At 70.7% G+C, this 26,411-nt stretch carries 28 protein-coding genes; 22 read left to right on the top strand and 6 right to left on the bottom strand.

Features of this window, described 5'->3' with window-relative positions:
- Nucleotides 1-40: 40 nt before the first annotated feature.
- Nucleotides 41-436 (bottom strand): type III secretion protein HrpB2, encoded by a 396-nt coding sequence (locus tag Bsp3421_RS12965; protein WP_273996355.1) that lies wholly within the window; start codon nucleotides 434-436, stop codon nucleotides 41-43.
- Between the two features lie 16 nt (nucleotides 437-452).
- Nucleotides 453-1,013 carry an HrpB1 family type III secretion system apparatus protein gene (locus tag Bsp3421_RS12960; RefSeq protein WP_273996354.1) on the bottom strand — a complete coding sequence of 187 codons (561 nt, stop codon included), beginning with the start codon at nucleotides 1,011-1,013 and terminating at the stop codon, nucleotides 453-455.
- Between the two features lie 220 nt (nucleotides 1,014-1,233).
- Here Bsp3421_RS12960 and sctU point away from each other — a divergent pair, with 220 nt between their 5' ends.
- The 12 genes from sctU (at nucleotide 1,234) to Bsp3421_RS12900 (ending at nucleotide 12,082) form a co-directional block, all read left to right on the top strand.
- Nucleotides 1,234-2,331 carry a type III secretion system export apparatus subunit SctU gene (sctU, locus tag Bsp3421_RS12955; RefSeq protein WP_273996353.1) on the top strand — a complete coding sequence of 366 codons (1,098 nt, stop codon included), beginning with the start codon at nucleotides 1,234-1,236 and terminating at the stop codon, nucleotides 2,329-2,331.
- A complete protein-coding gene (gene sctV, locus Bsp3421_RS12950; protein ID WP_273996351.1) occupies nucleotides 2,328-4,382 on the top strand; it encodes a type III secretion system export apparatus subunit SctV in 2,055 nt (684 codons plus the stop codon). Before sctU ends, sctV begins: the two co-directional genes overlap by 4 nt.
- 11 nt (nucleotides 4,383-4,393) lie before the next feature.
- The gene (gene sctP, locus Bsp3421_RS12945; protein WP_273996350.1) at nucleotides 4,394-4,987 is read left to right on the top strand and encodes a type III secretion system protein SctP; all 594 of its coding nucleotides are present in this window, start codon (nucleotides 4,394-4,396) and stop codon (nucleotides 4,985-4,987) included.
- Between the two features lie 201 nt (nucleotides 4,988-5,188).
- Nucleotides 5,189-6,286 (top strand): type III secretion system cytoplasmic ring protein SctQ, encoded by a 1,098-nt coding sequence (gene sctQ / locus Bsp3421_RS12940; protein ID WP_443111513.1) that lies wholly within the window; start codon nucleotides 5,189-5,191, stop codon nucleotides 6,284-6,286.
- Nucleotides 6,273-6,923, top strand: a complete 651-nt coding sequence (gene sctR, locus Bsp3421_RS12935) for a type III secretion system export apparatus subunit SctR (RefSeq protein WP_273996348.1) — start codon at nucleotides 6,273-6,275, stop codon at nucleotides 6,921-6,923. Before sctQ ends, sctR begins: the two co-directional genes overlap by 14 nt.
- A gap of 19 nt (nucleotides 6,924-6,942) precedes the next feature.
- On the top strand, nucleotides 6,943-7,206 hold the full coding sequence (gene sctS / locus Bsp3421_RS12930) for a type III secretion system export apparatus subunit SctS (RefSeq protein ID WP_273996346.1): 264 nt from the start codon (nucleotides 6,943-6,945) through the stop codon (nucleotides 7,204-7,206).
- The gene (locus Bsp3421_RS12925) at nucleotides 7,203-8,084 is read left to right on the top strand and encodes a type III secretion system protein (protein WP_443111446.1); all 882 of its coding nucleotides are present in this window, start codon (nucleotides 7,203-7,205) and stop codon (nucleotides 8,082-8,084) included. Before sctS ends, Bsp3421_RS12925 begins: the two co-directional genes overlap by 4 nt.
- 178 nt (nucleotides 8,085-8,262) lie before the next feature.
- Nucleotides 8,263-9,261, top strand: coding sequence for an HrpD5 family protein (hrpD5, locus tag Bsp3421_RS12920; protein ID WP_273996345.1), 999 nt, complete (start codon nucleotides 8,263-8,265; stop codon nucleotides 9,259-9,261).
- A 13-nt stretch (nucleotides 9,262-9,274) separates the two neighbouring features.
- A complete protein-coding gene (locus tag Bsp3421_RS12915; RefSeq protein WP_273996344.1) occupies nucleotides 9,275-9,529 on the top strand; it encodes a type III secretion protein in 255 nt (84 codons plus the stop codon).
- Nucleotides 9,530-9,701: 172 nt separating this feature from the next.
- Nucleotides 9,702-9,917 carry a hypothetical protein gene (locus Bsp3421_RS12910; RefSeq protein ID WP_273996343.1) on the top strand — a complete coding sequence of 72 codons (216 nt, stop codon included), beginning with the start codon at nucleotides 9,702-9,704 and terminating at the stop codon, nucleotides 9,915-9,917.
- 88 nt (nucleotides 9,918-10,005) lie between these two features.
- Nucleotides 10,006-10,461, top strand: coding sequence for a CesT family type III secretion system chaperone (locus Bsp3421_RS12905; protein WP_273996342.1), 456 nt, complete (start codon nucleotides 10,006-10,008; stop codon nucleotides 10,459-10,461).
- A 169-nt stretch (nucleotides 10,462-10,630) separates the two neighbouring features.
- Nucleotides 10,631-12,082 carry a helix-turn-helix transcriptional regulator gene (locus tag Bsp3421_RS12900; protein WP_273996341.1) on the top strand — a complete coding sequence of 484 codons (1,452 nt, stop codon included), beginning with the start codon at nucleotides 10,631-10,633 and terminating at the stop codon, nucleotides 12,080-12,082.
- Between the two features lie 353 nt (nucleotides 12,083-12,435).
- On the opposite strand, the gene Bsp3421_RS12895 is transcribed toward Bsp3421_RS12900, so the two are convergent.
- The 3 genes from Bsp3421_RS12895 to Bsp3421_RS12885 form a co-directional block, all read right to left on the bottom strand.
- The gene (locus tag Bsp3421_RS12895; RefSeq protein ID WP_273996340.1) at nucleotides 12,436-13,203 is read right to left on the bottom strand and encodes a hypothetical protein; all 768 of its coding nucleotides are present in this window, start codon (nucleotides 13,201-13,203) and stop codon (nucleotides 12,436-12,438) included.
- A 144-nt stretch (nucleotides 13,204-13,347) separates the two neighbouring features.
- A complete protein-coding gene (locus Bsp3421_RS12890) occupies nucleotides 13,348-13,815 on the bottom strand; it encodes an HrpB1 family type III secretion system apparatus protein (RefSeq protein ID WP_273996339.1) in 468 nt (155 codons plus the stop codon).
- 9 nt (nucleotides 13,816-13,824) lie between these two features.
- Nucleotides 13,825-14,100, bottom strand: a complete 276-nt coding sequence (locus Bsp3421_RS12885; protein ID WP_273996338.1) for a hypothetical protein — start codon at nucleotides 14,098-14,100, stop codon at nucleotides 13,825-13,827.
- On the opposite strand from Bsp3421_RS12885, the gene Bsp3421_RS12880 reads away from it, so the two are divergent.
- The 4 genes from Bsp3421_RS12880 to Bsp3421_RS12865 all read left to right on the top strand — a co-directional run bounded on the left by Bsp3421_RS12880 (nucleotide 14,087) and on the right by Bsp3421_RS12865 (nucleotide 18,174).
- On the top strand, nucleotides 14,087-14,656 hold the full coding sequence (locus tag Bsp3421_RS12880) for a hypothetical protein (protein WP_273996337.1): 570 nt from the start codon (nucleotides 14,087-14,089) through the stop codon (nucleotides 14,654-14,656). The genes Bsp3421_RS12885 and Bsp3421_RS12880 overlap by 14 nt on opposite strands.
- A gap of 124 nt (nucleotides 14,657-14,780) precedes the next feature.
- Nucleotides 14,781-15,851: a sensor histidine kinase gene (locus Bsp3421_RS12875; RefSeq protein ID WP_273998379.1), complete on the top strand. Its 1,071-nt coding sequence runs from the start codon at nucleotides 14,781-14,783 to the stop codon at nucleotides 15,849-15,851.
- Nucleotides 15,852-15,904: 53 nt separating this feature from the next.
- Nucleotides 15,905-16,669, top strand: coding sequence for a response regulator transcription factor (locus tag Bsp3421_RS12870; protein WP_273996336.1), 765 nt, complete (start codon nucleotides 15,905-15,907; stop codon nucleotides 16,667-16,669).
- Nucleotides 16,666-18,174 (top strand): secretion protein, encoded by a 1,509-nt coding sequence (locus Bsp3421_RS12865; protein ID WP_273996335.1) that lies wholly within the window; start codon nucleotides 16,666-16,668, stop codon nucleotides 18,172-18,174. The genes Bsp3421_RS12870 and Bsp3421_RS12865 overlap by 4 nt, the downstream gene beginning before the upstream one ends.
- Nucleotides 18,175-18,348: 174 nt before the next feature.
- Here the strand turns inward: Bsp3421_RS12865 and Bsp3421_RS12860 are convergent, their stop codons facing one another.
- Nucleotides 18,349-19,455, bottom strand: a complete 1,107-nt coding sequence (locus Bsp3421_RS12860; RefSeq protein ID WP_273996334.1) for a type IV pilus twitching motility protein PilT — start codon at nucleotides 19,453-19,455, stop codon at nucleotides 18,349-18,351.
- Nucleotides 19,456-19,755: 300 nt separating this feature from the next.
- Here Bsp3421_RS12860 and Bsp3421_RS12855 point away from each other — a divergent pair, with 300 nt between their 5' ends.
- The 6 genes from Bsp3421_RS12855 to Bsp3421_RS12830 are packed head-to-tail and all read left to right on the top strand — an operon-like array spanning nucleotide 19,756 to nucleotide 26,402.
- On the top strand, nucleotides 19,756-20,253 hold the full coding sequence (locus tag Bsp3421_RS12855) for a toxin co-regulated pilus biosynthesis Q family protein (protein WP_273996333.1): 498 nt from the start codon (nucleotides 19,756-19,758) through the stop codon (nucleotides 20,251-20,253).
- The gene (gene pilN, locus Bsp3421_RS12850) at nucleotides 20,253-21,986 is read left to right on the top strand and encodes a PilN family type IVB pilus formation outer membrane protein (RefSeq protein WP_273996332.1); all 1,734 of its coding nucleotides are present in this window, start codon (nucleotides 20,253-20,255) and stop codon (nucleotides 21,984-21,986) included. Before Bsp3421_RS12855 ends, pilN begins: the two co-directional genes overlap by 1 nt.
- A complete protein-coding gene (gene pilO2, locus Bsp3421_RS12845) occupies nucleotides 21,983-23,278 on the top strand; it encodes a type 4b pilus protein PilO2 (RefSeq protein ID WP_273996331.1) in 1,296 nt (431 codons plus the stop codon). The genes pilN and pilO2 overlap by 4 nt, the downstream gene beginning before the upstream one ends.
- Nucleotides 23,268-23,771 carry a type IV pilus biogenesis protein PilP gene (gene pilP, locus Bsp3421_RS12840; RefSeq protein WP_443111445.1) on the top strand — a complete coding sequence of 168 codons (504 nt, stop codon included), beginning with the start codon at nucleotides 23,268-23,270 and terminating at the stop codon, nucleotides 23,769-23,771. Before pilO2 ends, pilP begins: the two co-directional genes overlap by 11 nt.
- A complete protein-coding gene (locus Bsp3421_RS12835; protein ID WP_273996330.1) occupies nucleotides 23,768-25,336 on the top strand; it encodes a GspE/PulE family protein in 1,569 nt (522 codons plus the stop codon). Before pilP ends, Bsp3421_RS12835 begins: the two co-directional genes overlap by 4 nt.
- A complete protein-coding gene (locus Bsp3421_RS12830; RefSeq protein ID WP_273996329.1) occupies nucleotides 25,326-26,402 on the top strand; it encodes a type II secretion system F family protein in 1,077 nt (358 codons plus the stop codon). Before Bsp3421_RS12835 ends, Bsp3421_RS12830 begins: the two co-directional genes overlap by 11 nt.
- Nucleotides 26,403-26,411: the final 9 nt, after the last annotated feature.

Genomic DNA, 26,411 nt, shown 5'->3' with positions numbered 1-26,411 from the left:
CGAGCGCGGCGCGGGAAGGGGGGAACGGGGCGTTTTCATGTCACTGGTTCTTCATCAGCGAGCCGATCGCGTCCTTGGTCGACGTGACCACGCTCATCTTGGCCTGCAGGTCGATCTGCATCGCGGCCGCCTCGGCGGACAACTGCATCGACGCGGCCAGCATCTCGTTGAGCGACAGCTCGCCCGCATGCAGGCTCAGGTACTCGGTGTTGTCGAGCACCTGGCGCATCTGCGTGTCGGCGGTCTCGACCAGCTTCGAGATCGCGGTGGTCTGCTGCGCGTGCGCCACGGGCGCGGCGGGCGTCGCGCCCGCCATCAGCGCCTGGAAGCGCTCGGCGCTGGCGGCCGGCACGTCGGCCGCGGCGGCCTGGGTCGTTTCACCCAGCGTGGTGTCGAGCGCGCGTGTGAGTTCGGTGACGGAAAGCGTGGGATGCATACGGGCCTCCAGGGGCTTACATGCGCAGGAACTGCTGATGCGCGAACGCGGCCTGCAGGTCGAAGCCGGCCGTGGTGGGCGCGTCGGCGGCGGGCTCCTCGAGCGCCGCGACCGATTCCGGCAGTTCCCAGACGCCCGTGCGCTGCGCATGTTCCTTCGCGAGCAGCACGTCGTTCTGGCGTTCGAGCGCGCGCACCAGCGCGATCGCCTGCGCCGGGCCGCCGGCCGCGAGCACCTCATCGGCGGCGAGCCGCCATGCGGAATCGCGCTTGCCGTGCAGCGCGAGCGCCAGCAGCGCGCGGCCGTAGTTCGCGTTGGACGAGCCGTTGGCGATGTCGGAGAAGCAGCGCGCGGCGTCGTCCCAGTTGCCGAGCGCGACGTGCAGCATGCCGTCGAACATGTCGGCGGCCGGCAGCTGCGGCGCGAGCACGCGCAGCGCGTCGATCAGGAGGCCGATGTCGTAGGGATCGGCGGCGGGGCCGTCGAGGGCGCCGCCGAGCGAGAGGTTGGCGGCGTCGATCAAGCCGTTCAGCGCGGCCTGGTTGCAGCGCAGGTAAGTCGGCCGTGAATCTTCCATGGTGTGTGCTCCGCGTGACGTTGAAGAAAGCGTGTTGGTCTGGAGCGCAAGGTAGCAGCGCCGCGCGGCCGGCCGGCGCGCGATGCGAAGCACGCGCGCCGGAGGCGAAGCGGCGCGCGCGCTTCGCGTCGGACGGCGCGGCTTCGGGTCCGCGCGGGGCGCGCGCGGGCGGCGCGGCTAAGGTACGCGTCGTTACGACTCTCGACAGGAGCGGACGGCGATGGCCGACGCAGAAGAGAAAACCGAAGAGCCTTCCGAACAGAAGCTGAGGAAGGCGCGTGAGAAAGGGCAGGTCGCGAAGAGCAAGGACATCGCCGACGTGGCGACGCTCGCGATGGTGATCGGCGTGCTGTCGACCGGCGAGGCGATGCTGGGCGGCGGGCTCGAACATCTGATGCGCACCGCGCTCGACTTCGTCGCGAGCGAGCGCTCGCCGCAGGCCGCGCTCGCGACGCTGTACGCGCTCGCCGGCGACGCGGTGTGGCTGACGCTGCCGTTCGCGGCCGGCGCGATTCTCGCGGGCATCGGCTCGCAGGCGCCGCAGGCGGGCTTCATGATCACGCTCGAACCAGTGATGCCGAAGCTCGATTCGATCAGCCCGATGGCCGGGCTGAAGCGCATTTTCTCGCTCAAGGCGCTGCTGGAGCTGGCCAAGACCATCGTCAAGGCCGTGGTGCTGCTGTGCGTGGTCTGGAAGGTGGTGGTCGGCTTGTTTCCGCTCGTCGCCGCGAGCATCTACGAGCCCGCGCCGCAGTTGTCGCGCGTGCTGTGGACGTTGCTGATGAAGCTGCTCGGCGTGGTGCTGATGGTGATCGCGGTGCTGGCCGCGGCCGACTACAAGATCGCCAAGATCATGTTCATCCGCCAGAACCGGATGGGCAAGGAGGAGATGAAGCGCGAGATGAAGGAGTCGGACGGCGATCCGCACACCAAGGGCGAGCGCCGCCGCCTCGCGCGCGAATTCGCGACCACCCCCGGCCCGCGTCAGCGGATGGGGCAGGCGAACGTGCTGGTCGTGAACCCGACCCACTACGCGGTCGCGCTGCGCTATGCGCCCGACGAGCATCCGCTGCCGCGCGTGATCGCGAAGGCGCTCGATGCGGGCGCGCTCGCGCTGCGCCGCGAAGCGCATGCGCTCGGCGTGCCGATCGTCGGCAATCCGCCCGTCGCGCGGGCGCTGTACCGCGTCGAATGCGACGACGCGATCCCCGACGCGCTGTTCGAGACCGTCGCCGCCATCCTGCGCTGGGTCGAGGCCGTCGCGGGCGCCCGCGATGCCGACCCGGCGTCCGTTTCTCCCGATGCGAGGCCCGCATGATGCTCAAGACCCTCAAACTCCCCGCCGGCGGTGAAGTCGGCATCGCGGCGCTGGTGGTGGCGATCGTGTCGCTGATGATCCTGCCGCTGCCGCCCGAAGTGATCGACGTGCTGCTCGGCATCAACATCGCGATCAGCGTGACGCTGCTGATGGTGACGATGTATGTCGGCAGCATCGTGTCGCTGTCGGTGTTCCCGTCGGTGCTGCTGTTCACGACGCTGTACCGGCTCTCGCTGAACATCGCGTCGACCAAGTCGATCCTGCTGCACGCGAACGCGGGCGACATCATCGAGAGCTTCGGCGAACTGGTGGTGGGCGGCAATCTCGTGGTCGGGCTGGTGGTGTTCCTGATCATCACGACGGTGCAGTTCATCGTGATCGCGAAGGGCTCGGAGCGGGTCGCGGAAGTCGGCGCGCGCTTCACGCTCGACGCGATGCCGGGCAAGCAGATGAGCATCGACGCGGACCTGCGCGCGAACATCCTCACGCCCGAGGAGGCGCGCCGCAAGCGCGGCACGCTCGCGAAGGAAAGCCAGCTGCACGGCGGGATGGACGGCGCGATGAAGTTCGTCAAGGGCGATGCGATCGCCGGGCTCATCATCACGCTCGTCAACATCGTGGCCGGCATCGCGATCGGCGTGATGTACCACGGCATGACGGCCGGCGAGGCGGCGAACCGCTTCTCGATCCTGTCGGTCGGCGACGCGATGGTGTCGCAGATCCCGTCGCTGCTGATCTCGGTCGCGGCGGGCGTGATGATCACCCGCGTCGCCGACGATCACGACGACGGCGAGGGCAGCTCGCTCGGTTCGGAGATCGCGCGCCAGCTGGGCACCAGCTATCGCGCGCTGTATTTCGCGGCGGTGCTGCTGATCGGCTTCGCGGCCGTGCCGGGTTTCCCGGCCATGCTGTTCCTGCTGCTGTCGTTCATGCTCGCGTTCGCCGGCTACCGGCTGCAGAAGGGCAAGCGCCGCGCCGTCACGCGCGGCGAGCCGGTGGTCGCGCTGCAGCGCGCCGGCGCGAAGAGCAGCACGCCGACGATCCTGCCGCGCGCGCCCTTGTTCACCTGCGCGATCGGCGTGCGGATCGCGCCCGATCTCGTCGCGCGGCTCGCGCCCGCCGCGCTCGACCAGGCGTTCGACGAGGAGCGCGCGAAGCTGCAGGAGGAGCAGGGGCTGCCGTTCCCCGGCATCACGCTGTGGACGAGCGCCGAGCTGCCCGAATCGACCTGCGAGGTGCTGATGCGCGACGTGCCGCAGTCGCGCTTCGAGCTGCCGCCCGGCCAGACGATGCTGCCCGACGCGGCGGCGGACCCGGCGCTCGCCAGCCGCTGCACCGAGCGCGGGCCGGCGGGCGGGCTCGCGCGCAGCTACTGGATCGACGACAAGGCGGTGCCGGCCGAGCAGCGCGCGTGGCGGGCCGAGCAGGTGATCGCGCACGAGACGATCGCGCTGCTGCGCCGCAATGCGCACCTGTTCCTCGGCATCCAGGAGACGCAATGGATCCTGGATCAGCTCGGCCTCGACTATCCGGGGCTGGTCGCGGAAGTGCAGAAGGCGCTGCCGACCCAGCGGATCGCGGACGTGCTGCGACGCCTGCTCGAAGAGCACATTCCGATCCGCAACGCGCGCGACATCATGGAAAGCCTGATCGCGTGGGGCCCGAAGGAGAAGGACATGCTGATGCTCGCCGAGTACGTGCGCGGCGACCTGTCGCGCTATCTCGCGTATCGCGCGGCGCGCGGCGGGAAGCAGCTCGCGGCGGTGCTGCTGGACCTGCCGGTCGAGCAGCACATCCGCCAGTCGATCAAGCAGACGCCCGCCGGCAACTTCCTCGCGCTGCCGCCGGAGCAGGTGCGCTATCTGGTCGACAGCATCGCGTCGTTCGTCGGCGTCGCGCCGCGCGACGACGTCGTGCTGGTCACCTCGATGGACGTGCGGCGGTATACGCGCCGGATGATCGAGGCGCGGCTGGGCTGGCTCGCGGTGTATTCGTACCAGGAGCTTGGCGATCAGGTCGAACTGCGGCCGCTCGGCCGCGTGACGATGTGAGCGGGGCGACGATGAGCAGCGTCGATCTGCGGCCGTTGCGCATCATCGCGGGCGAGGGCGCGGAGGTTCCCCGCGCGACGGGCGGCCGCGCGGCCCGGCGCGGCTTCGACTACGCGCAGCTGCTGCGGCGCGCGCCGGCGCCGGTCGCGCCGGCCGCGCACGATGCCGACCCGCGCCGCGAGCGCCGTCCCTCGCGCGATGCGGCCACGCCGTTCGCGCGCGAGCCCGACGCGCTGCCCGATGCGCAGGGACGCCAGGCGATGGCGCGCGCCTGCGCGGGGGCCGACGGCTTCGTCAACCAGGTGTTCGCGCAGCAAGAGCGCATGGTGCGCATCGCGGACACGCTCGCGGGCGAGATCGCCGCGTTGTGCGCGGAGGACGCGGGCGCGCAGTGGGACCTGAGCATGCCGCTCGATCCCGCGCTGCTGCCGGCCACGCTGCTCCACGTGGCGCTTTCGCATTTCGATCTGCGGCTTCGGTTCGAGACCGCCGACGCGGCCACGCGACAACTACTCTCCACTCATCGCGCGCTGCTGCATGCGCGCCTCGACACCTTGCTCGCCCACCTGGGCGTGCCGCGCGCGATCGACATCGACGTCGCCTGAGCGCCGCGCCCGAGAACCAGCCCGAAATCGACCATGGACGATCTGCTTATCGAATTACCGGCGGCCGATGCCGTGGCGACCGATGTTGCGGCGACCGTTGCCTTGGCAACCGACGCCGCGCCGGCCGATGCCGTAGTGGCCGACGCCGCGGCGGCTGATGCCGCGGCCGCCCTTGCGGCGGCCGGCGCGGCACCCGTCGCAATCCCGCCGGACAGCATCGCCGCGCGCCCGACCGCGGCCGACATCACCACCGTCCTGCCGCTGCCCGCCTTCGACACGTGCGACGCCGCGCTCGCGCGGGTGCTGGCCGATGCGCGCCTGCCGGCATGGCTCGCGCGCTTTCCCGGGCTGTCGGAATGGCGGGCGGCCGAGCCGTGGCCGAGCTTCGAGCGTCCGGGCCTGCTGAGCCTGCGGCTCGGCGAGGCGACGGCCCGCATCGGCTTCGATCTCGCCGCGTTCCCGGCGCTTGCCGTCGTGGCCGCGCCGGCGGGCGACGCGCGCGGCGATGCGAGCCTGTCGCTGCGCGCGGCGCTCGCGAGCGCGCTGCTCGCGCCGCTGCGCGATGCGCTGGCGGGCGCGGGGCTCGACGACGTGACGATCGGCGCGCTGCGCGCCGCGCCCGCGCCGCTGCCGCCGCAGGCGGGCCGCGCGTGGCGCTTCCAATGGAATGACGCGCCGTGCGCGTGCGTGCTGGTGGACATCGAGCCGGCCTGGCTCGACGCGCTGGCCGCCCGCGTGCGCGGCGCGGCCGGCGCGCCGCTTGGCGATGCGCTCGCGCGCGTGCGGCTGCCGGGCCGGGTGCGGCTCGGCACGCGCCGGCTGCCGCTCGACGTGGTGCGCGGCCTGCGGCCGGGCGACATGCTGCTCGGCGTGACGCCGGCCGGCTTCGGCACGGCGGAGGGCGCGCCGCTGCGCGCATGGTGGGGCGCGCGCGGCGCGCGCCAATGGCATGCAATGGTTTTGATGGAGGACACGACGATGACGATGACCGATACCCCCGAGATTGCGAACGACCTCGACCAGCCGGTCGAAACCGAGGCCGAGACGCCCCCCGAGCCGGCCGCGCTGGGCGCGCTGGAACTGCCGGTGCACATCGAGATCGACACGCTGTCGCTCGCGGTCGCGGAGCTGGCGGCGCTGGGCCCGGGCTACGTGCTGGAGCTGCCGGTGCCGGCGCGCGCGGTGCCGGTGCGGCTCGTCGCCTACGGGCAGACGATCGGCGCGGGCGAGCTGGTGGCGGTCGGCGCGCATCTCGGCGTGCGGATCAGCCGGATGGTGGGCGACGATGGTTCAGTTTAACGACCTCACCGGGCTGCTGCTCGCCGTGCTCGTGATGAGCATGGTGCCGTTCATCGCGATGGTGGTCACCTCGTACGCGAAGATCGTCGTCGTGCTGGGGCTGCTGCGCAACGCGCTCGGCGTGCAGCAGGTGCCGCCCAACATGGTGCTGAACGGGATCGCGATCCTGGTCTCGCTGTACATCATGGCGCCGATCGGCTTCGCCGCGCAGCAGCAGCTGCAGGGGCAGGCGCTGTCGCCGCAGCCGACGCAGGCGATGCTGCAGGCGTTCGGCGCGGCGCGCGAGCCGTTCCGCAAGTTCCTCGCCGCGCATTCGCGCGAACGCGAGAAGCGATTCTTCCTGCGCTCGGCCTCGGTGGTGTGGCCGAAGGAAGCGGCCGCGCAGCTGCACGAGGACGACCTCATCGTGCTCGCGCCCGCGTTCACGCTCGCGCAGATGACCGACGCGTTCCGCATCGGCTTCATCCTCTACATCGCCTTCATCATCGTCGATCTCGTGATCGCGAACGTGCTGATGTCGATGGGGATGAACCAGTTGCAGCCGACCAACGTCGCGATCCCGTTCAAGCTGATGCTGTTCGTCGTGATGGACGGCTGGTCGACGCTCGTGCACGGGCTCGTGCTGACCTATTCCTGATCTGGAGGAGAACCCGACGATGGAAGTCGACGACCTGATCCGTCTGACCACGCAGGGCATGATGATGTGCCTCTACATCTCGCTGCCCGTGGTGCTGGTGGCGGCATTTTCCGGGCTGGTGATCTCGTTCGTGCAGGCCATCACGTCGCTGCAGGAACAGAGCATTTCCTATGGCGTGAAGCTGGTCGCGGTGACCGTGACCATCGCGATCGCCGGCCCGTGGGCGGCCAGCGAGATCCTGCATTTCGCGCAGCAGCTGATGAGCGCGGCGGTGCCGTCGTGAGCCGCGTGCTGAATGCCCCGAACCAGGCGGCGCAGGCCGCGCAGGCCATGCAGACGGCGCGCACCGATGCGCGCCGGCGGCGGCTGGTGCGCGCGCGCGCCGCGAGCACCTACGGCCGCTACGCCACGCGCTTCGCCTATGCGAACGGCGCGCAGAACCTCGCGACGGCCGCGCGCAACCAGATGCTCGGCAAGCTGAAGCCGCGCCCGAAGACGACGGCGCCGACCCGCCGCCGCAAGCGCGCGGACAACCAGAACGAAGCGGTCGATTCGGGCGAGGAGGACGTTTCCACGCACGCGCACGTCGCCGGCCACGAGGAGCACGAGCGGCATTCGGGCGGCCAGGGCGGACGCGGCGGCCAGGGCGGCCAGCAGCAACGCGAACGCGACGACGGCGGCGCGCGCGTGCTGGCCTTGCCACGCGTGCGCAAGGGGCGCGCGCAGGGGGCGGGCGCCGCCGCGCCGCGCATGTTCAGCAGCGTGGCGGCCGGCGGGGCCGACGGCGTCGAGCGCGAAAACGCGTTGCGCCATCTGTGGGCCGACACGCTGCTGCAACTCGGGCGACGCGCGGAACAGGAGCCGGCTGCGCGACTGACCGCCACCTTGCTCGCGCACAGCGCGGATCTGCTCGCGGCGCGGCTGCGCAGCGGCCCGTTGACGCCGATCGGTTGGGCGGGCGTGAAGCAATTGCTGGTCGACGCGATGGGCGGCGAGCCCGCGCCGCGCCAGGCCGGCGCGGACGGCGCGCGCGCGCGGTCGCATCGCCTGTTGCTGCCGCTGATGCTGTTCCAGATCGAGCGGCCCTCGACGCAGGTGCAGGCGCAGCGCGCTTTCGCGGCCGTCGAGACGCTGCGGCGCGGCGCGGCGGCCGCGCGCTGAGCGCAGCCGGCGACGCGATGCTTCGCAAAAACGTCGCTGGATTCGCATCGCGGCAGTGGCATCGGGACCGTCGGCCCTATTCTGACGACATGGCGAATCGATGAGCCGCCGGCAGCAAAGCAGTCAGGCCGCCACGATTCGATGGGCACCACGAACGATTCAAGGCAAGGAGAGTGGAATGAAACTGCTGCGTATCCTGACCGGCCTGCATGCCGGCGCGGAGATCGCGCTCGAGGCCGGCGAACACCGGATCGGCGCGAACGACGACGCGGCGGTGCGCATCACCGACTGGCGCGACGGCGACCTGCTGCTGACGATCGACGCGCAGGGCGTGGTCAGCGCGCGCCGCGCCGCGCCGGTCCCGGCGGAGACGGCCGAGGATCCGTTCGACGCCGACGGCTCGCCGCTGCTGATGCTCGATTTCGTGCCGGTGCCGTTCGGCGAGACGGCCTTGTGCGTCGGCCCGGCCGACGGCGCATGGCCGAGCGACCTGGAACTGCTGGCCGCCTTGTGGGCGCCGCCGCCGGGCGCGGAAGCCGCGCGGCGCGGCGCGCAGCGCAAGCTCGCGGCGGTGGCGGCGGCGGTCGGCGCGCTGGTGGCGGGCGGTCTCGCGACGGGCACGATGCTGGCGAGCGCGCATCCGCGCACGGTGGTGCGGATCGAGACGCCGGACGCGCTGGCGCGGCGGCTCGACGCCGAACTGAAGCACGCGGGCTACCGCGAGCTGCGGGTCGCGCCGCGCGGCGCGATGATCGCGGTCACCGGCATGGTGGCGACGCCGGCCGACGACCTCGCGGTGCGCAAGCTGTTCGACCGGATCGCGGCGCGGCGGGTCGAGCGTCAGTACGACGTGGCGCAGGACGACGCGCAGAGCATCGGCGAATCGCTGGGCGTGGCGGGCGTGACGGTGGCCTATACGAGCGGCGGCCGGTTCCGCGTGACGGGCGACGTGCCGGATCTCGCCCGCCTGAAAGCGGCGGTCGAGCGGGTGCGGGCCGATGTCGGGCCGAACGTCGCGGCGATCGAGGTCGAGGCGCGCCAGTCCGGCGCCGCGCCGACGCCGATCGCGTACTCCGGGATGCTGGAGATCGGCGAGGTGCGCTACGTGGAGACGCCGGATGGGGTGAAGCATGTGTTCGCGGGCGCGTCGCCGGACGACGCGCACGATTTCAACTGACGGGGGAAACAGCATGTACGAAGCATTGGAACGGGTCGCGGCCGAGGTGGGCTCGCTGGAGCGGGCGCTGACGGCGCCCGACGCGACCGCGCGGGTCGGCGCGATCCGCACGGCGCTCGGCGAGACCGCCGAGCGGCTGAGCGCGGCCACCTCGCAGGCGGCGAACGACTACGACCGCGACGCGATGCAGAAGATCTATCGCGGCCTGCTGGCGGCGCAGCGCATCGTGCTGGCCTTGCAGGAAGCGAACGCGCGGGCCGCGGCGTAACGGCGGCAGGGGTATTGCCGCGCCGCGCGCGGGCGCCCGGTTTCCCGGCCCGAGGGCCGACCCGGACGAATCGCGGGCGACGCGGTCAAGCAGGCGGCTGGCCGGCAATTCCGCCGGCATGGCCGGATCACCGTGAATGCGTGGGAACACGCGCTATTTTTGGAGAATCGCAATGGGTCTGAATCCGATGAGCTTGGTGTCGGGACTGATGGGTGACGCAGGCATGGCTGACGCGATCGGCAGCATCGAGAAGTCCGCTCAGCAAGGCATGGCACTGTCGAACGCGGCGACGCAGGCGCAGATGCAGATGCAGGAAACGACCGTCAAGAACGACGTCAAGAAGCAGGCCGTCAAGATGCTGGCCGACGCGGCCAAGCCCGCGCAGTAAGCGGGGCGTTGCCGGGTATCGCGGTTGGGCAGCCGGCGCGCGCGCCGGCTGTCTTGTTTTGAGCGCGGGAGATCACGAGGGAGCAGTCATGAGTTGGGAACGGTATGTGCAGATCGTCACGGAAGTGTGCGCGGTCGTCGATCTGCCGGACGTCGACTATGTGCTCGAAACGCGTTCGATCGACGTCGAGGGCTTCGACGTACGTCTCGACTACTTCGACGACGATCCCGAGTCGATGTACGTCAACTTTCATTTCGGGATCGTGAGCGCGGGCCGCACGCTCGCGATCTACCGGCTGCTGCTGGAGGCGAACCTGCTGATCTACGCGCAGGACCAGGCGCAGCTCGGGCTCGACGCGGACACGGGCGGCATCGTGCTGCTGATGCGCCTGCCGCTCACGCCCGACGTGAGCGGCGAGACCGTCGCCGACCTGTTCGCCCACTACGCCGAGCACGGCCGCTACTGGCGGCAGAACATCATCGAGTCCGGCGACGAGATGTTCGAGGGGATCGCCTCCGGCGAGTACTTCTGGCTGCGGGTCTAGCCTCGGGCGGCCCGCCGGGCAATCGTAACGGATCGTCACAAACTGCTGCGCGAAGTGCCTCCGGACGAGACGATAGCGCCATGCCTCCACGCAACACCACGGCCCCAGGCCCGCTGCGCGGAGTGTTCGAGCCCATTTGTCTTTGCCATCTCCAGCAGGAGGATCCGCCATGTTTTCGACTCTGTACTTCGCCACCGCCGCCGCGCTTGCCCATCCCGCCGCGCATGAAGGCTATGCCGCGCGCGTGCTCGACGGCCGCTTCGCCGATGCGGCCGCGTTCGTCGCCGCGCGCTGCGACGTCGAGCCGGGCGGCGCGGGCGTCGACCTGCGCGACATGCAGGCCTATGCCGATATTCAACTCGCGCTCGGCCGCCATGAAGAGGCCGAGGAAACCTTCCGCCGCGCCCAGCGCCTGCTGCGCGACGCGCGCGACCAGACCCGCGTGATGACCTGCCGCAACGCCAGCTGGCAGGCGTTCTTCCAGAACCGCTTCGGGGTGGCGCAGGCGGGCTTCCAGCGCATCGTCGACGATCGGGCCGCGCTGCCCGCGCAGAAGCTCGAAAGCCTGTTCGGGATGTGCGTGGTGATGCACCACCTGGGCCGCGCCGACGCGGCGATGGCGGCGCTCGACGTGCTTGATGTCGCGGCGGCCGGTGTCGCGACGGCCGCCGGCGCCGATCCGCGCTGGGGGCAACTGGCGGGCGCGCTGCGCGCGGACCTGCTGCTGCAATACCAGGTCGGCTGCGCGGATGCGCTCGACGATCACGTCTACTGGCGCTCGGTGCTGGCCGACCTGCCGCCCGGCGCGTTCGCGGAACCCGATTTCGCGATGGACGATGCGCCGCTGCTGCTGCGCCTGCGGCTCAGCTATCTTCACGAAGTGCGGCGGCTGGCGGACGGCGATCATGCGGCGCTCGCGCGGATCGACGCGCACGTCGACTGGTGCGCGAAGGCCGGCATCGGCGAATACCAGCGCAGCGTGCGGCTCGAAGTCGCGCTCGCGGCGCTCGCGGGCCGCGCGCCGAACGTGGCCGACGCGATGATCGCGCCGTATCGCGACGCGGCCGCGCGCTGCGGCACCCACGTGCGCTGGACCCTCGACTATCTGTATTGCGCGGCGAAGGTGCGCGAGCAGCAGGGGCGGATTCGCGAATCGGCGTCACTGTACGGGCGTTATGCGCTGGCCTCGGTGCGGCACGTGCGTTCGGACGGAGCGGCGCTCGCGCCGGCGCTGGCGATCGCGCGCTGCGGCACCCAGGCGGGCGCGCCGAGCGACGACGTCAGTGCGCGGCTGCCGGGCAAGTATCGGCGCGCGTATCGCTACCTGATGGAGCGGCTCGATCAGCGCGATCTGTCGGTGCGCGAGGTCGCGGCGCACATCGATGTGACCGAGCGCGCGTTGCAGGCCGCGTTCAAGGCGCACCTGGGCCTGACGCCGAGCGAACTGATCCGCCGCCAGCGCATGGAACGGATTCGCGGCGAGCTGCTGTCGGATGCGCCGCGCGCGGAAAGCGTGTTGGAGATCGCGAGCCGCTGGGGCATCCAGCATCGCTCGACGCTCGTGAACGGGTATCGGCGCATGTTCGACGAAGCGCCGTCGGAGACTTTCGAGCGCGCGTAAGGCGGCGTGCGGGACGGTAGCGGGGCGCGGGTCCGATGGGGTCCGCGCCCCGTTGTCGTATACGGGGATGTTGTGCGTGGTGAGCGGGTGCCGGTGTGTGTTCGAGGCGGCGCGGTTGGCGTTTTTCGAACGAGTGCAAGACGGCGGGCTGCACGAGATGGGCGCGTGGAACCACTGGCGTTCTCGCCTCGTTGTCGTGCGGTCGGGAGATTGCGCGTTGCGACCGGGGCGCGGCGCATGTCTGACGAGGCGCGTTCGGAGCCCTTCGAACACGAACAAGACCACGCTCGGCATATCGGCCGCTCGCGGATCGGCCGGACGCCCGCGCGCATGACACGCGCGGTATCGGCGGTTTACGACTGCACGGCCTTCTTGAGCATCTCGATGATCTTCTGCGCGAAGCTGTTGAGCAGCTCCGCGATGGCCATCTTCTGGGTGGCGCGCGCGAGCGCCTGCTGCATCACGATCGCCTGATCGGCCGCGTGGTCGATCTCCTGTATGGAAGGCATGCCGGAGGCCGCGAGTGTCTGGCCGGACGCATGCGTGTTCGCGGTGGCGTGGGTCGATGTCGCGTGGACCGTCTGGGCTTGGATCTCGGCAGCCTCGGCCTTGGCCGGAGCGGCCGTATGCACGGGCGCGGCCGTGGTTTCCGGCTTCTCGGTGGATGCCGCATTGCCCGAATCCGACACGGGCTTGTGCGTCGGGGTCGCGTCGATGGTTTGCGGCTGGACTTCGGCGGTCTCGGTCTTGGTCGGTGTGGGCGCAGGCGGCGTCGGCGTCGCGGGCGCGGACGCGGCGGGCGCTGGCGGCTGCCCGGCGGCCTTCGCCGCGCCTCCCGCATCCGACGTGGGCTTGGCCGCATGCATGCGGGCCTGCAGGCGCGCCTTCGGGCTGAACGGCTGTGCGATCTTGCGCCCGGACGGCGGCGACGGCGCGGCGTTCTGTTGCGTCACTCCCGGTTTCTGCCGCTTTTTCTGCAGCTCGGCGGTGGGATGCATGGTGCTGCCCGGGCGTTTCGTCGCCTGGGGCGTGGCGCCCGTGCCCTGATCCGCGCCGGACATGGGTGCGGACGAGGCCGGGGTGTGCCGGATCGGGGCCGGTGTGCTGCCGATGGGGTTCATGAAAAGTCTCCTTGGCGTTGGCGTACAAACACGCCCGTGGTTCGGTAGAGGCCGCATGCGAGCGGCGGGACGGCGGGCTGCCGTGCATGAGGCGAGCCTGCGCGGCGGCGTCGAAGCGCGACGCCGGCCGCGCGATCGGATCGATCAACCGCTGTCCAGGTGCCGCGCCCACTGTTGCCGATCGAGCCGCAGCAGGTGGCCGATGCGCACGGCCACGTCGTCGGCCGCCGACGCGGCCAGCGTCTCGACGCGCAGGAAGCGGCCGACGAGCGAGGTCGACGCCTCGTCGCCGGACAGCAGCACGGTCTGCACGTAGCGCCGCCAGTCGTCGTCGTCGATCGAATACAGGCACCAGCCCTGCAGCGCGGCGCACAGCGGCGTGCCGCGATCCTGTTCTTCGAGCGTGCGCAGGATGTGCAGCGCGCCGATCCAGTCGCGCCGGCTGATGCGCAGGCGCACGTCGCACAGATCGACCGCCGCGCTGCGCGGTTGCAGCACGCGCAGCGCCAGCAGCAGTTCGTCGAGGTCCGCGTGGGCGTTCGCGCGCAGCCCCGCCGAAAACACCGACAGCAGGATGCGCGACGCCGCCGCGTTGCAGGGTTTGATCGCCATGACAGGGCTTTAAACAGGAACGAGTGGAAGCATGGCCGCGATCATGGCGTTCCGCGCGCGGGGCGGGATGCCCTGCGCGAAGCCGCGTTGCGCCCGGCGAAGCGCCGCTGCGCCGGGCGGCGGCCGGCGCGCGGCGGTTCGGCCCGCGCGACGTCGCTTCGCGCGGCGCGCCGCGCGCGCGCGCCGCTTTCTTAAGCTTGTCGGCGAACGGATGGCGCTGGATGCGTTCACCGTTCGCTCCTTTTTCTTTTCCTTTTCAACGAGGGCGCACATGACCTGCATCAACAGCATTTCCGCGAACACCATTCATCCCCAAACGAACCAGACGAACGGCTCGTCGAGCAGCCGCGACGCCAAGATCGAACAGCTGCTCGAAGAGATCGAGCAGCTGCTGATGGGCGACGACGACAGCGGCGGCGGCGACGATGTCGGCGCGCCGGGCAACAGCACCGGCGGCAACGACAACTCGGTGGGGAACCACGGCGGCAACGGCAACGGCAACAACCAATCGGTCAACGGCCAGAACAACGGCGGCGCGGCGGGCCAGGGCCTGCACGACATCAAGCTGAACACGCGGGCGGGCGGCGAGGCGCTGCACCTGAAGGAAGACTCGCAGGGCAACCTGTACAACGGCAGCGGCAATTCGGTCGGCACGATCGACAAGGACGGCAACGTGTCGTTGAACTCGGGCGCGACCAAGGAACTGGAGCGCCTCGAAACGGGCGGCAATCCGTTCGTCGACGCGCACGTCGGCGCGCGCGGCGCGGGTGGCAACATGCAGTTCTCGGCCAACGAGGTGACGGTCAGCACCGGCGACCTGAACCAGAAGGCCGATTTCTGAGCGTGCGGACGGGCGGCACTGGACAAGCGCTTTCGAATCGGTACACACTGCGCGCTCGCGAGGCCGCGCCGTGGCCCGCCCGTTTCACCGCCGAATCAATCGCCCGCCGGAGTCGAACTTGAGCGTGCCGCACGGGGCCGAGGCCCGCAGCTTCCAGATCATGCAGGACCATCAGCCGTGGGGGACGCTCGCGCTCGATGCGAGCGGCGCGATCGTCGCCGCGACCGCGCGCGCGCAGGCGCTGTTCGGCCGCGCGCTGCCCGTCGGGCTGGCGGTCGGCGCGCTCCTGGGGGAGACGCTCGAGGCCTCGGCGGGCTCGTTGTTCGAACAACTGACCCAAGGGCTCGAATTCGCCGCCGGCCCGGCCGTGCTGTGGCTCACGCTGCAGCCGGTGGACGGGGATCCGCAGATCGCGGCGACGGTGTCGGTCGTCGACGTGTCGCCGCTGCGCCGCGCGCTCGACGAACGCGTGGCGTCGCTGCGCTTCCTGGCGCATGACCTGCGCTCGCCGCAGAATTCGATTCTCGCGCTGACCGAGCTGCGCGACGCCGATCCGGCCGCCTTCGAGGCGTGCGGCGGCTTCGCGCGCATCGCGCAGCTCGCGCGCCATGCGCTGCTGCTCGGGCAGGATTACCTGGTCGCGTCGGCGGCCGACGACCTGCGCCACCATCATTTCGTCCGCTTCGACCTGCGCCGCGTGCTGCGCGATCTCGTGCCGAAACTCGAGGTCGGCGCGGTGTATCGCGGCGTGGCGCTGCAACTGTGGCTCGGCGACGCCGAGCCGCTGTGGCTGAACGGCGCGCGCGTGTTCATCGCGCGCGCGTTGCAGAACCTGATCGACAACGCCGTGCAGGCGTCGCGCCAGGGCGCGCGCGTCGAGATCCGGCTGCGGGTGCGCGACGCCTACGCGGAACTGACGGTGCGCGACTGGGCGGGCGGCCTGCCGGGCCTCACGGCCGACGGCCGGATGACGGATTTCGCGCCGCTCGCGAAGCGCGGCTCGATGGGCTTCGGCCTCGGGCTGCAACTGGCCGCGCAGGTGGTGGCCGCGCACGCGGGCGCGCTGCACGCGGAATCGAACCAGGGCGTCGGCACCGTGTTCGTGGTGCGGCTGCCGCTGCTCGTGCGCGCCGCGTCGCCGCAGGTGCCCGACGGCATCGCGCGCTGGCGCGCGAGCGTGTCGCCCGACGGCTGAACGCGCGCGTCGCCGCTTGTCTTTTTCCTGTCCTTACCGTTTCCGAGTTCACGATGTCCGACCCGAATATGCAGCGCACCGTACAGCAGCCCAAGCAGATCGTCGTCGTCGAGGACGATCCGGTGCAGCGCACGCTGCTCGTCACCTGGCTCAAGGCCGAAGGCTACCGGGTCGAGGCGTTCGAGAACGGGCTCGACGCGCGCAACTTCCTCGGCGACAGCTGGGCCGACCTGCTGATCCTCGATTGGGATCTGCCCGGCATGACGGGCGAACGCCTGCTCGGCTGGGTGCGCGGCCGCGCGCGCTCGATCGTGCCGGTGATTTTCCAGACCGTGCACTCCGACGAGGAGGACATCGTCAAGATCCTCGACGCCGGCGCGGACGATTTCCTGATCAAGCCGCTCGAACGGCAGACGCTGCTCGCGCGCGTGCGCGCGCTGCTGCGCCGGTTCGCCGCGCTGTCGGCGGACAGCGGCCGCATGCAGGTCGGCGCGCACGTGCTGTCGCGCGCGACGCTGACGGTGTCGGTGGGCGAGGCCGCGCATGCGTTCAGCGCCAAGGAGTTCGATATTCTGTGGCACCTCGCCGCGCATCCCGGCACGGTCGTGCAGCGCCAGGACTTGCTGCGGCTCGTGTGGGGCGTGGAGGCGGCCGCTCAGACCCGCTCGGTCGACATGTACGTGAGCCGGCTGCGCAGCCGGCTGAAGGCGGCCGGCATCGCGTGGACCGTGCAGGCCGCGTACGCGACCGGCTATCGTCTCAACCTCGGCGAGGCCGCGCCCGACGCCGCCGCGCCCGATACGCCCGCGCCGCGATGAGGCGGCGCGCGGCGGCCTGGGCGGCGGCGGCCGTCGTCGGCGCGCTGGCCGGCCCGGCCGGCGCGGTGCCGGTGGCGTGGCCCGCGCAGCGCTTCGACGCGCCGCGCGGCGCGCATGCGGCCGACGCGTTGCAGGTGCTCGCGCGCGTCACCGGCGTGGCGATCGAGGCCGGCGCGGCCGCGTCGTGCCGCTTCGATCCGCCCGGCGCGCTGCCGCCGCAGCGCTTCGTCGAAGCCGTCGCCGCCGCCTGCGGTCTTGCGTGGTACTACGACGGCGCGGTGCTGCAACTGACGCCGCCCGCCGCGTTCCGGCGCGTGGCCGTGCGGCTCAACTACGCGACGCCCGCCGAGCTGCGCGCGGCGCTCGCGCGGCAGAAGATCGTCGATCCGCGCTGGCCGCCCGGGATCGATGACGCGACGCGCATCGCGCGGATCGCGGGCCCGTCCCGCTATGTGGAGCTCGTGCTGGCCGCGGCGCGCGCGCTGGACCAGGCCGCGCAGGCGAGGGTGCGTACCGCGACGCGCGCGGTGCGGCTGCGCGCGCGCGACGCGGCTGATCGCACCGTGCGCGGCGCGACGGGCGAGACCGTGCTGCCGGGCCTCGCCTCTCAGTTGCGGCGCAGACTGGAGCAGGACGGCGCGCGTCCGCGAGCGCTGCCGGACCTCGTTGAATTCACCACCGCGCTGCCGATCATCGATGCGGATGCGCGCTCGAACACCGTGCTGATCCGCGACGTGCCGTCCCGGCTCGACGCCGATGCACGGCTGTTGGCCCGGCTCGACACCATGCCGACCGCGTTGCGCCTGGACGTGTTCGGCGCGTCGATGCAGTCGGGGGCATTCGCTGCGCTCGGCCTGCGCGCTGGTTCGGATACCGCCGCGCCGCGCGTGACGGTGGAGCCGGCCGGGTGCGCGGCGCTGCGCGCGCGGTTGGCGCGGCTGGCCGCGCACGGCGAGGCGAGGGTCGACGTCGAGCGCTCCACGCTGACCGCGCCCGACGGCAGCGCCGACTTCGAGCAGCAGCAGCGCAGTTACGTCGCGACCGATGGGCGCGTGTTGAACGCGCGGCGCGCCGGCTTCGCGATGCGCATCACGCCGCGCGAGGCCGCCGAGCCGAATCAGCTCGCACTCGACATGCGGATGGTCGAACGCTGGGTGGGGCAGGCGGACGGCGATGCGCGCGACACCTCGCTCGCCGCGACGCTCGCGCCGGGCGCGTGCGCGGTGCTGACGCTGCCGGGCACGCGCGATGCGAGCCGGGTGGTGCTGGTTTCGCCGGGCGTCGTTTCGCCGGGCGTCGCTACGCCGGGCGTCGTGACAGCGGCTGCGGCAGGAGGCGCCGCCACGCTGCCGGTCACCACGCTGCCTGTCGCCGTGGCCGTCGCTCGCGCCGCTGCGCCCGCGTCATCCCTGCGCGCGCCCCTCAAGCCCGTTCCCACGCCCACCCGCGTGGCCTCGCGCGGCGACCTCGGCTTCCTGAACCAGACCCGCCTGATCGCTAATTGATGTAAATCGCATTCATGATTTAAATGCGATCGGTGTCCGAATTAGCTCACGGATAAAAACCCGCCGATTTGAATGTTCGAGGCGAATTGATCAATATCGAAGCGAGCCTGTTTATCGAGTTTTTTTCGAATTTTAGTGTGATACGGGAAATCAGGATTGTCACGCCGATTCGATTCATCTCGAAACAATCGATTGCATCATTTCATTTAACTCAATGCGGTTGTAGCTCGCGCGCAGCGCGTCCTTGTGCGTGATCCGCCCGCGCGCGACATGCGCGGCGAGATCCTCGTTGAGCGCGCGCGACATGTTGTCCTCGCGCCGGCGCAGGAATTCGTTGACGAGATGGAGCTTGGCCGGATCCGCGATCAGCTTGGCGACCTGGTTGTTGTTGTTGAACAGCAGTTCGCTCGCGAGCACCAGGCTCTCGCCGTCCGCGCTCGGCACGAGGCCCTGGCAGACGATGCCGATCAGCGATTCCGCGAGCGCGACCGCGTGCCGGTCGCGCTGCTCGGACGGGAAGAACGACAGCAGCTTGTTGAGCGCGCTGACCGCGCTGCCCGTGTGCATGGTGGCGAGCACGAGGTGGCCCGACTCGCCCGCCTGCAGCAGCGTGTCCGCCGTCTCGGCGTCGCGCACCTCGCCCACCATCACCACGTCCGGCTTCTGGCGCAGCGCCTCGCGCAGGCCCAGCGGGAAATTCGGGGTATCGGTCGGCACTTCGCGCTGCGAGATGATCGACTGGCGGCGCTCCAGATAGTATTCGATCGGCTCCTCGATGGTGACGATGTGGGTGTTGCGGGTGGCGTTCACATGCTCCAGCAGCGACGCGATCGTGGTCGTCTTGCCCGAGCCGGTGGGCCCGGTGACGAGGATGATGCCCTTGGTGTTGTCGAGCATCGAGCGCACGTAGCCGGGCAGGCCCAGCTCGTCGAGCGGCAGCGGCGTGAGCGGCAGGCGGCGCATGGAGATCACGATTTTGCGGCCGCCGCCCGCCCGGTACACGTGGCAGCGCAGCCGGCAGCGGGTCAGCACGAACGGGCGGTCGAGCGTGCCGCGGGCGAGCGCGGCTTCCCAGTGCTCGTCGATCGCGTCGAGGAGCGGGCGCATCTCGTCGAACAGCACCGGTTCGTCGCTGGTCTCGATCCAGCCGCGCGGCGTCTTGATCGTGACCGGACGGTCCTGTTCGATATGGATGTCGGTGAACATCTGCTTGAGGTCGATCAGGCCGAGCACTTCACCCGCGAGATCGCGAAGCGGTGCGGCAGCGGCAGGCTGGTTCATCTTTATTTCGATCGGATTGAGCGGCGCATTGCGCGCGCGGCGGGTGAAAAAATTGAATGGTCTACTGAATTTTGCACGCCAACTAGCTTTTGTCAAACTGTTCGGGGTATATTTGCCGCGCCATAATGATTTAAATAAAACGAATTCACACGCGCGCCCATTATGTAAGGCATCGGTAATCCCCGGACCGGGATACCGGACATGGCTGGCGCGGCGCCCCGGGGGCCCGAAATCCGAACGGTCGGACATTGTCCGGCGTCGGCGGGCGGCGCAAGGGTGTGGTCTAGTCACGAGGGAATCATGATGCAGGGCGCCACGGCCGCCGCGGCCGCGTATTTCGCGGCCGCGCTCTTCGCAACCCATTGCGCGGCAAGCAGCTTGCCGCTCAAGGGGGATCCGTCCGGCGCGGGGGCGCCGGATCATTTCGACCACGCACCGCTGACGGCGGACGCCGCCGCGGCGACGCCGTGGCCGGTCGCGACCACGGCCGCGCCGGCCGCGTCGCCCGTCGCAGCCGCGCCGGCCGCGCCCAGCGCGCCGCTGCCCGCCTGGGACGTGCGCGCCTCCGACGGCACCATCCGCGGCGTGCTGACGCGCTGGTCGCGCAGCGCCGGATGGCAGCTCGTCTGGGATGCGCCCGTCGACTTCAGCATCGATGCGCAGGCCACGCTGCACGGCTCGTTCGAAGACGTGCTGCAGGCGCTCGTCGCGAGCCTCGGCCGGACCTCCACGCCGATCCAGGCGATTCTCTATCGTGGCAATCATGTGTTGCGCGTCGTCGCGCAAGGAGCGGGCTGATGCGCCTTCTGTTCGGAATTTCCCTGCTGGGCGCGGCGTTGCTGGCCGGCTGCACCGGCCTTCGCCAGCATATCGACCAGGACGTGCAGCGCGCGGACGATGAATCGACGGCGCTGATGCGGCGCGCGGCCGACGGCGACAGCCGCGTGCATGCGCTGCCGCCCGTGGTCGTCGACGACGGGCTGTGGGTGTCGGCGGGCACGGTCAAGCTGCGCAACGACACGACGCTGCCGCCCTTGTTCGACGAACCCGCCTCGTTCGATCGCGCGGTGTCCTCACTGTCCGAGTTCGCCGCGCAGATCACGCGGCTCACGCAGATCCGCACCCAGGTCGCGGCGAGCGCGATGCAGGCCGCCGCCCGTTCGCAGGGCGGCGGCGCGGACGCGGGCGCGGCGGGGCCGCCCACGCTGCTGAACGCATCGGGCGAGCGCTCGGTGCCGCCGCTGCCGCCGGGCATGCCCGCGGGCGGCGGCGCGCGACCGGCCGGCGGCGACGGCGGCGGCGGCGCGACCGCGTTCGCGCCGGTGCGCGTGCTGTATTCGGGCGGCACGCTGCGCGGCCTGCTCGATGCGGCCTGCGCGCGCTTCGGCGTGTACTGGAAGTACGACGACGGCGTGATCCGCTTCTTCTATACCGACACCCGCACGTTCCAGGTCAACGCGATTCCCGGCGATTCGTCGCTGAACGCGTCGGTCGTGAGCGGCGCGACGAGCGACAGCGGATCGAGCGGCGGCAGCGGCGGCTCGGGTTCGGGCGGCAGCGGCGGCGCGGTCAGCACGCCGGGCCTGACCGCGAACAACACCGCGAACACGGCGGTCGCGTCGCAGCTGTCGGTGTTCAACGGCTTGCAGAGCGCGATCCAGTCGATGCTGTCGCGCTACGGCAGTTCGGTCGCGTCGCCCGCGACCGGCTCGATCTCGGTGACCGACACGCCCGACGTGCTCGAACGCGTCGCCTCCTTCATGAACCAGCAGAACCTCGCGCTGTCGCGCCAGGTGCTGCTCAACGTGACCGTGCTCAGCGTGACGCTGTCGGCCGAGGATGCCTACGGCATCGACTGGTCGGTGGTCTACAAGACCTTGTCGGCGAGCTTCGGCATCACCAATACGTTCTCGAGCGGCGTGACGGCCGCGCACACCGCGATGTCCGCGGCCGTGCTGAGCCCGACGAGCCGTTTCAACGGCACCAAGCTGCTGATCACGGCGCTGTCGCAGCAGGGCAAGGTGCGGCGCAAGACCTCGGCGTCGGTGACCACGCTGAACAACCAGCCGGTGCCGGTGCAGGTCGCGACCCAGACCGGCTATCTCGCGCAGATCTCGACCACCAATACCGCGAACGTCGGTTCGTCGACCGCGCTCACGCCGGGCACCGTGACGACGGGCTTCAACATGACGCTGCTGCCGCACGTGCTCGACGACGGCACGGTGATGCTGCAGTTCTCGACCAACATCTCGTCGCTGCTGCGCCTGAAGGATGTGTCGAGCAGCGACGCGAGCAACGCGATGAAGATCCAGACGCCGGAAGTCGACACGCGCAACTTCCTGCAGCGCGTCTCGATGAAGTCGGGCGAGACGCTCGTGATCAGCGGCTATGAAGGCACCAACGACAACCTGAACCGCCAGGGCGTCGGCACGCCGGAGATGATCGCGCTGGGCGGCGGCTACGATGCGCAGCGCAGCCGCGAGGCGATAGTGATCCTGATCACGCCGGTGACGCAGCGAGGCGGCGCGTGACGGAGGAGGCAGGCCGCGCCCAGGTGGTGCAGATCGGCCGCCAGCGCTTCGTCGGCGGGCTGTTCTGGCAGTCGCTGTCGCGCCGCAACGAGTGGCGCGCCGAGGCGGCCGAGCTTGCGCGCAAGCTGAAGTTCGACCTGATGGTGCTGCGGATCGACCGCGGCGTCGCGGCGGCCGGCTACGCGCACACGCGCGACGGCTTCGCGGCGGGGCACCTGTCGCTGGGCGCGATGGTGTCGCGCGCGATCGCGATCGAGGGCGCGTTCTACAACGGCCGGCGCCAGCCCGCGCCGAACTGGCTCGGCGCATTCGCGCTGCCGGACGGACGCTGGGCCTACTTCGCGGTGCGCGACCACGCGTTCGTGCCGAACGGCGACTGGATCGGCAGCCGCGAGGAAGCGCTGGAGCGGCTGCATACCGATTACGCGTGGGGCGGCTGGAACGTCGTGATCGGCGAGCCGGAGCTCGAACGGCAGGGCTTCCAGAATTTCCAGCCGAAGCGGATCGAGGATCTGCTGCCGCGCCGCGGCGGCCGGCCGCGCACCGAACGCTGGTGGGCGCTGCGGCCGATCGAGCGGCGGCTGTCGCCGCGCACCGCGCTGATCGCCGCCGTGCTCGCGTGCGCGACGGTGGGCGGCGTGCTGGGCTACCTGCACTATCGCGCCCAGCGCGAGGCGCGCGAACAGGAGGCGGCGCTCGAACGCACGCGCGCCGAACTGGCCGCGCGCCAGGCGAGCGGCGTGCAGCTCGCGCATCCGTGGGCCAATCAGCCCGACGTGCGCGCGTTCGCGCGCGCGTGCGCCGCGCGCTTCGGCCGGCTCTCGCCCGGCGGCTGGCAGCTCGACCACTACGAATGCACGACGGACACGGTCCGTTACGCGTGGACGCGCAACGGCTCGAACGTGCGCTACCTGCTCGCGGCGGAACCCGGGGCGGTCATCGACACCGACGGCGAGCATGCGACGCTCGAGATGCCGCTCGCGCTGACGGCCACGGGCGAGACGCCGCTCGACGAAGATTCGTCTGCGAGGACGCAACTTCTGTCGCGGCTGCAAATGCTCGACGCCGTCGCTAAACTCGATTTGCTGCCGGGGGAAACGGTGACGCTGGGGCCGCTCGACGCGCCCTCGGCGACGCTGCGCGGATGGCGCGCCTACCGCCTCAACGCGAGCCTCGGCGGGCTCGCGCCGGCCGATTTCATGCAGGCGGTCGCGGTGCCGGGGCTGCGCGTGCGGCGCATCGCGTATCAGAACAATCAGTGGACTGTCGAAGGGGTGCTCTATGCGAAATAGCGGTCAGATCCGGTGGCTCGGCGCAGGGTGCGCGATGCTCATGGCGAGCGCCGCGTGCGCCGCGCCGGCCGACGACGGCGACACCGCCGCGCGGCTCACGCAGCTGCAGAGCGAGACGGTGTTGTTGCAGGCGCAACTGAAGAAGCTCGAAACCGAGCAGCAGGTGACCGAGCGGGCCGCGCAGCTGGCGCGCGCGCGCGGCATCGGGCAGGGCGCGCAGCTCGCGGTGACCGCGATCGAGGGCGTCGGCGCGCGCCGCTTCGCGACGCTGCGCATCAACGGCGGCGCGGAATTCGAGGTGCAGCGCGGCGACCAACTGCCGGGCGGCGGCCGCGTGACGGCGATCGAGCCGGGCGCCGTGGTGGTGTCGAACGGCGGCCGCACCTACCGGCTGTCGACCGCCTCGGCGGGGGCGGCGGGCGTCGGCGCGCCGCTGCCGCGCGATGCGTCGCTCGCGCCGCCGCTGCCCGCCCTGTCGGCGAGCGGATCATGAACGAGGCCCCGTCATTGTCGGGCGGCGCGCGCGGGCGTGAGCCGCGCGCCGTCAGCGAGGCCGGCGATTTCGCCGCGAGCGTCGAGGAGCGCAAGTTCGTCTGCCTGATCGACGACGGTCGCCTGCTGATCGCCGAAGGCCACGAGAAGAACCCGTTCGTGCTGTCGTACCGCGCGCGGCTCGACCGCATGGGGCGGCCGTACCGGCCCACGCCCGTGACGATGCTGCAGGTGCGCGACGCGTACCGGCAGAGCACGACGGGCGGCGAGCGGCTCGATCACACGGTGATGCAGGTACTGGCGAAGGAGCTGATCGCCCGGGCATGCCGCGAGCGGGCTTCCGACATCCACCTGCGCGTGCGGCGTTTCAGCACGGAAGTGTTCTTCCGGATCCACAACGAGCTGACGCGGGTCAACGAGCACACGCGCGAGCATGGCGAGCGGCTGCTCGCGACGCTGTATGGCGCGATGACGACCGTGTCGGACAACAGCTACCGGCCCAGCGAGCGTCAGGACGCGAGCATCGGCGACCGCGACAAGCTGCCGGACGACCTGTACGGCGTGCGGATCGCGACCACGCCGACGAGCGACGGCAACCTGATGGTGCTGCGGCTGCTGTACAACGACGCGGGCGACGCGACCGATCTGGCCGCGCTCGGCTTCGCGCCGGAGCACATCGCTGCGTTCGATGCGCTGCGCACGCAGCCGCATGGGATGAACATCATCAGCGGGCCGACCGGGTCGGGGAAATCGACCACCTTGCAGCGGATGCTGGCCGCGCAGATCGACGAATCGCACGGCAGCCTGCATGTGATCACGGTCGAGGATCCGATCGAGTATCCGATCAGCGGCGCGGTGCAGACGCCCGTCGCCAATGCGCAGAGCGAGGAGGCGCGCGCGACCGCGTTCGCCGCCGCGATCACCAATGCGATGCGGCTCGATCCGGACACGATCATGATCGGCGAGATCCGCGATCGCGCGTCGGGCCAGACCGCGCTGCGCGCCTCGATGACGGGGCACCAGGTCTGGACGACGGTGCATGCGAACAGCGCGCTCGCGATCGCGGACCGCCTGATCGATCTCGGCTTGCCGGCGCGCATGGTCACCGATCACACGGTGGTGTCCGGGCTGATCAGCCAGCGCCTCGTGAAGCTGCTGTGCCCGCATTGCAAGGTGCGGCTCGGCGAGCGGCCCGACGCGCTGGAGCCGGGGCTGCTCGGGCGGGTGCGGCAGGCGCTCGACGGCCGCCTGCAGGACGTGTGCGTCGCGGGCGACGGCTGCGACGCGTGTCGCGGGCTCGGCACGATCGGCCGCACGGTGGTGGCGGAGGTCGTGCTGCCGGATGCGCGGCTGTTCGAGTACCTGCGCGAGGGCGACAAGGTCGGCGCGCACGAGTACTGGACCGGCACGCTGGGCGGCGTGACGCTGGCCGAGCATGCCTTGCGCAAGATCGCGGCGGGGCTCGTCGATCCACGCGGCGTCGAACGCGTGATCGGCGCGCTCGCGCCGGTGACGAACGAGGCGCGCCAGCAGCTGGCGCTGGTCGGGTTCAGCTATGGCACTTGAGCTGAACCGGCGCTGGGCGCGGGTGTGCCTGAACGCCGACGAGCGGCTGCGGATCTACCGGAAGATCGCGAAGATGCTCGGCAACGGGCTGCCGCTTTTGAAGGTGCTGGAAGAACTGGAGTGGCGCGCGTCGCATGAGGGGCGCAAGCCGAACGAGCCGATCGCGATCGTGCTGTCCGAGTGGCGGCTCGCGGTGCAGAACGGCCGGATGCTGTCCGAGGCGATGGAGACCTGGGTGCCCGCGACCGAGCAGATGATCGTCTCGGCGGGGGAGCAGGCGGGGCGGCTCGAGGCCGCGCTCGAATCGGTGACCGACATCGTGCTGTCCGCGCGGCGCATCCGCGGCGCGATCACGAGCGGCGTCGCATATCCGGTCGGGCTGCTGGTGATGGTGCTCGGGTATCTGTATCTGTTCGGGACGCGCGTGATTCCGAAGTTCGCGACGATCGCGGATCCGACCCACTGGCATGGGGCCGCGCGCTCGCTGTATGTGATGTCGGGGTTCGTGCAGGACTGGATGCTGCTGGTCGTGGCGCTGATGATCGCGGCCGGCGTGGGGCTCGCGATGTCGCTGCCGCGCTGGCGCGGGTCGCTGCGGCTGTACGCGGATCGCGTGCCGCCGTATTCGATCTACCGGCTGGTGGTGGGCAGCGGTTTTTTGATCGCGTTCGCGGCGTTGCAGGGCGCGGGCGTGACGGTCGAGCGCGCGCTGCTGAAGATCGGCGCGATCTCGGGGCCGTGGCTGCGGGAACGGATCGACGACACCCTGCTCGGCGTGAAGTCGGGGCTCAACGCCGGGGAAGCGTTGCGGCATACCGGCTATGAGTTTCCGTCGCGGGAGATCGTCGAGGATCTGTGCATCTACGCGGAGTACGGCGGCTTCGACGCGGCGCTCAAGACGCTCGCCGACGAGTGGCTGGAAGAGGGCGTCACGCGGATCGCGGCGCAGATGCGCGTGCTCAACGGCGCGGCGATCGTCGTGCTGGCGCTCGTGATCGGCTGGCTCGTGATGGGCTTTTTCGGAATACAGCAGGAAATTGCTTCGATGACACGCGCGATGCATTGATGACAGCGC

This window comes from Burkholderia sp. FERM BP-3421 (assembly GCF_028657905.1).
GTDB lineage: Bacteria > Pseudomonadota > Gammaproteobacteria > Burkholderiales > Burkholderiaceae > Burkholderia.
Note: the sequence above shows the minus strand (reverse complement) of the source record. Positions and strands in the feature narration are given on the sequence as shown.

Bases quoted from the DNA above. Each gene is read 5' to 3' on its own strand.
- Bsp3421_RS12965 (WP_273996355.1), bottom strand. From the start codon at position 436: ATGCATCCCACGCTTTCCGTCACCGAACTCACACGCGCGCTCGACACC.
- Bsp3421_RS12960 (WP_273996354.1), bottom strand. From the start codon at position 1,013: ATGGAAGATTCACGGCCGACTTACCTGCGCTGCAACCAGGCCGCGCTG.
- sctU (WP_273996353.1), top strand. From the start codon at position 1,234: ATGGCCGACGCAGAAGAGAAAACCGAAGAGCCTTCCGAACAGAAGCTG.
- sctV (WP_273996351.1), top strand. From the start codon at position 2,328: ATGATGCTCAAGACCCTCAAACTCCCCGCCGGCGGTGAAGTCGGCATC.
- sctP (WP_273996350.1), top strand. From the start codon at position 4,394: ATGAGCAGCGTCGATCTGCGGCCGTTGCGCATCATCGCGGGCGAGGGC.
- sctR (WP_273996348.1), top strand. From the start codon at position 6,273: ATGGTTCAGTTTAACGACCTCACCGGGCTGCTGCTCGCCGTGCTCGTG.
- sctS (WP_273996346.1), top strand. From the start codon at position 6,943: ATGGAAGTCGACGACCTGATCCGTCTGACCACGCAGGGCATGATGATG.
- hrpD5 (WP_273996345.1), top strand. From the start codon at position 8,263: ATGAAACTGCTGCGTATCCTGACCGGCCTGCATGCCGGCGCGGAGATC.
- Bsp3421_RS12915 (WP_273996344.1), top strand. From the start codon at position 9,275: ATGTACGAAGCATTGGAACGGGTCGCGGCCGAGGTGGGCTCGCTGGAG.
- Bsp3421_RS12910 (WP_273996343.1), top strand. From the start codon at position 9,702: ATGGGTCTGAATCCGATGAGCTTGGTGTCGGGACTGATGGGTGACGCA.
- Bsp3421_RS12905 (WP_273996342.1), top strand. From the start codon at position 10,006: ATGAGTTGGGAACGGTATGTGCAGATCGTCACGGAAGTGTGCGCGGTC.
- Bsp3421_RS12900 (WP_273996341.1), top strand. From the start codon at position 10,631: ATGTTTTCGACTCTGTACTTCGCCACCGCCGCCGCGCTTGCCCATCCC.
- Bsp3421_RS12895 (WP_273996340.1), bottom strand. From the start codon at position 13,203: ATGAACCCCATCGGCAGCACACCGGCCCCGATCCGGCACACCCCGGCC.
- Bsp3421_RS12890 (WP_273996339.1), bottom strand. From the start codon at position 13,815: ATGGCGATCAAACCCTGCAACGCGGCGGCGTCGCGCATCCTGCTGTCG.
- Bsp3421_RS12880 (WP_273996337.1), top strand. From the start codon at position 14,087: ATGACCTGCATCAACAGCATTTCCGCGAACACCATTCATCCCCAAACG.
- Bsp3421_RS12870 (WP_273996336.1), top strand. From the start codon at position 15,905: ATGTCCGACCCGAATATGCAGCGCACCGTACAGCAGCCCAAGCAGATC.
- Bsp3421_RS12865 (WP_273996335.1), top strand. From the start codon at position 16,666: ATGAGGCGGCGCGCGGCGGCCTGGGCGGCGGCGGCCGTCGTCGGCGCG.
- Bsp3421_RS12860 (WP_273996334.1), bottom strand. From the start codon at position 19,455: ATGAACCAGCCTGCCGCTGCCGCACCGCTTCGCGATCTCGCGGGTGAA.
- Bsp3421_RS12855 (WP_273996333.1), top strand. From the start codon at position 19,756: ATGATGCAGGGCGCCACGGCCGCCGCGGCCGCGTATTTCGCGGCCGCG.
- pilN (WP_273996332.1), top strand. From the start codon at position 20,253: ATGCGCCTTCTGTTCGGAATTTCCCTGCTGGGCGCGGCGTTGCTGGCC.
- pilP (WP_443111445.1), top strand. From the start codon at position 23,268: ATGCGAAATAGCGGTCAGATCCGGTGGCTCGGCGCAGGGTGCGCGATG.
- Bsp3421_RS12835 (WP_273996330.1), top strand. From the start codon at position 23,768: ATGAACGAGGCCCCGTCATTGTCGGGCGGCGCGCGCGGGCGTGAGCCG.
- Bsp3421_RS12830 (WP_273996329.1), top strand. From the start codon at position 25,326: ATGGCACTTGAGCTGAACCGGCGCTGGGCGCGGGTGTGCCTGAACGCC.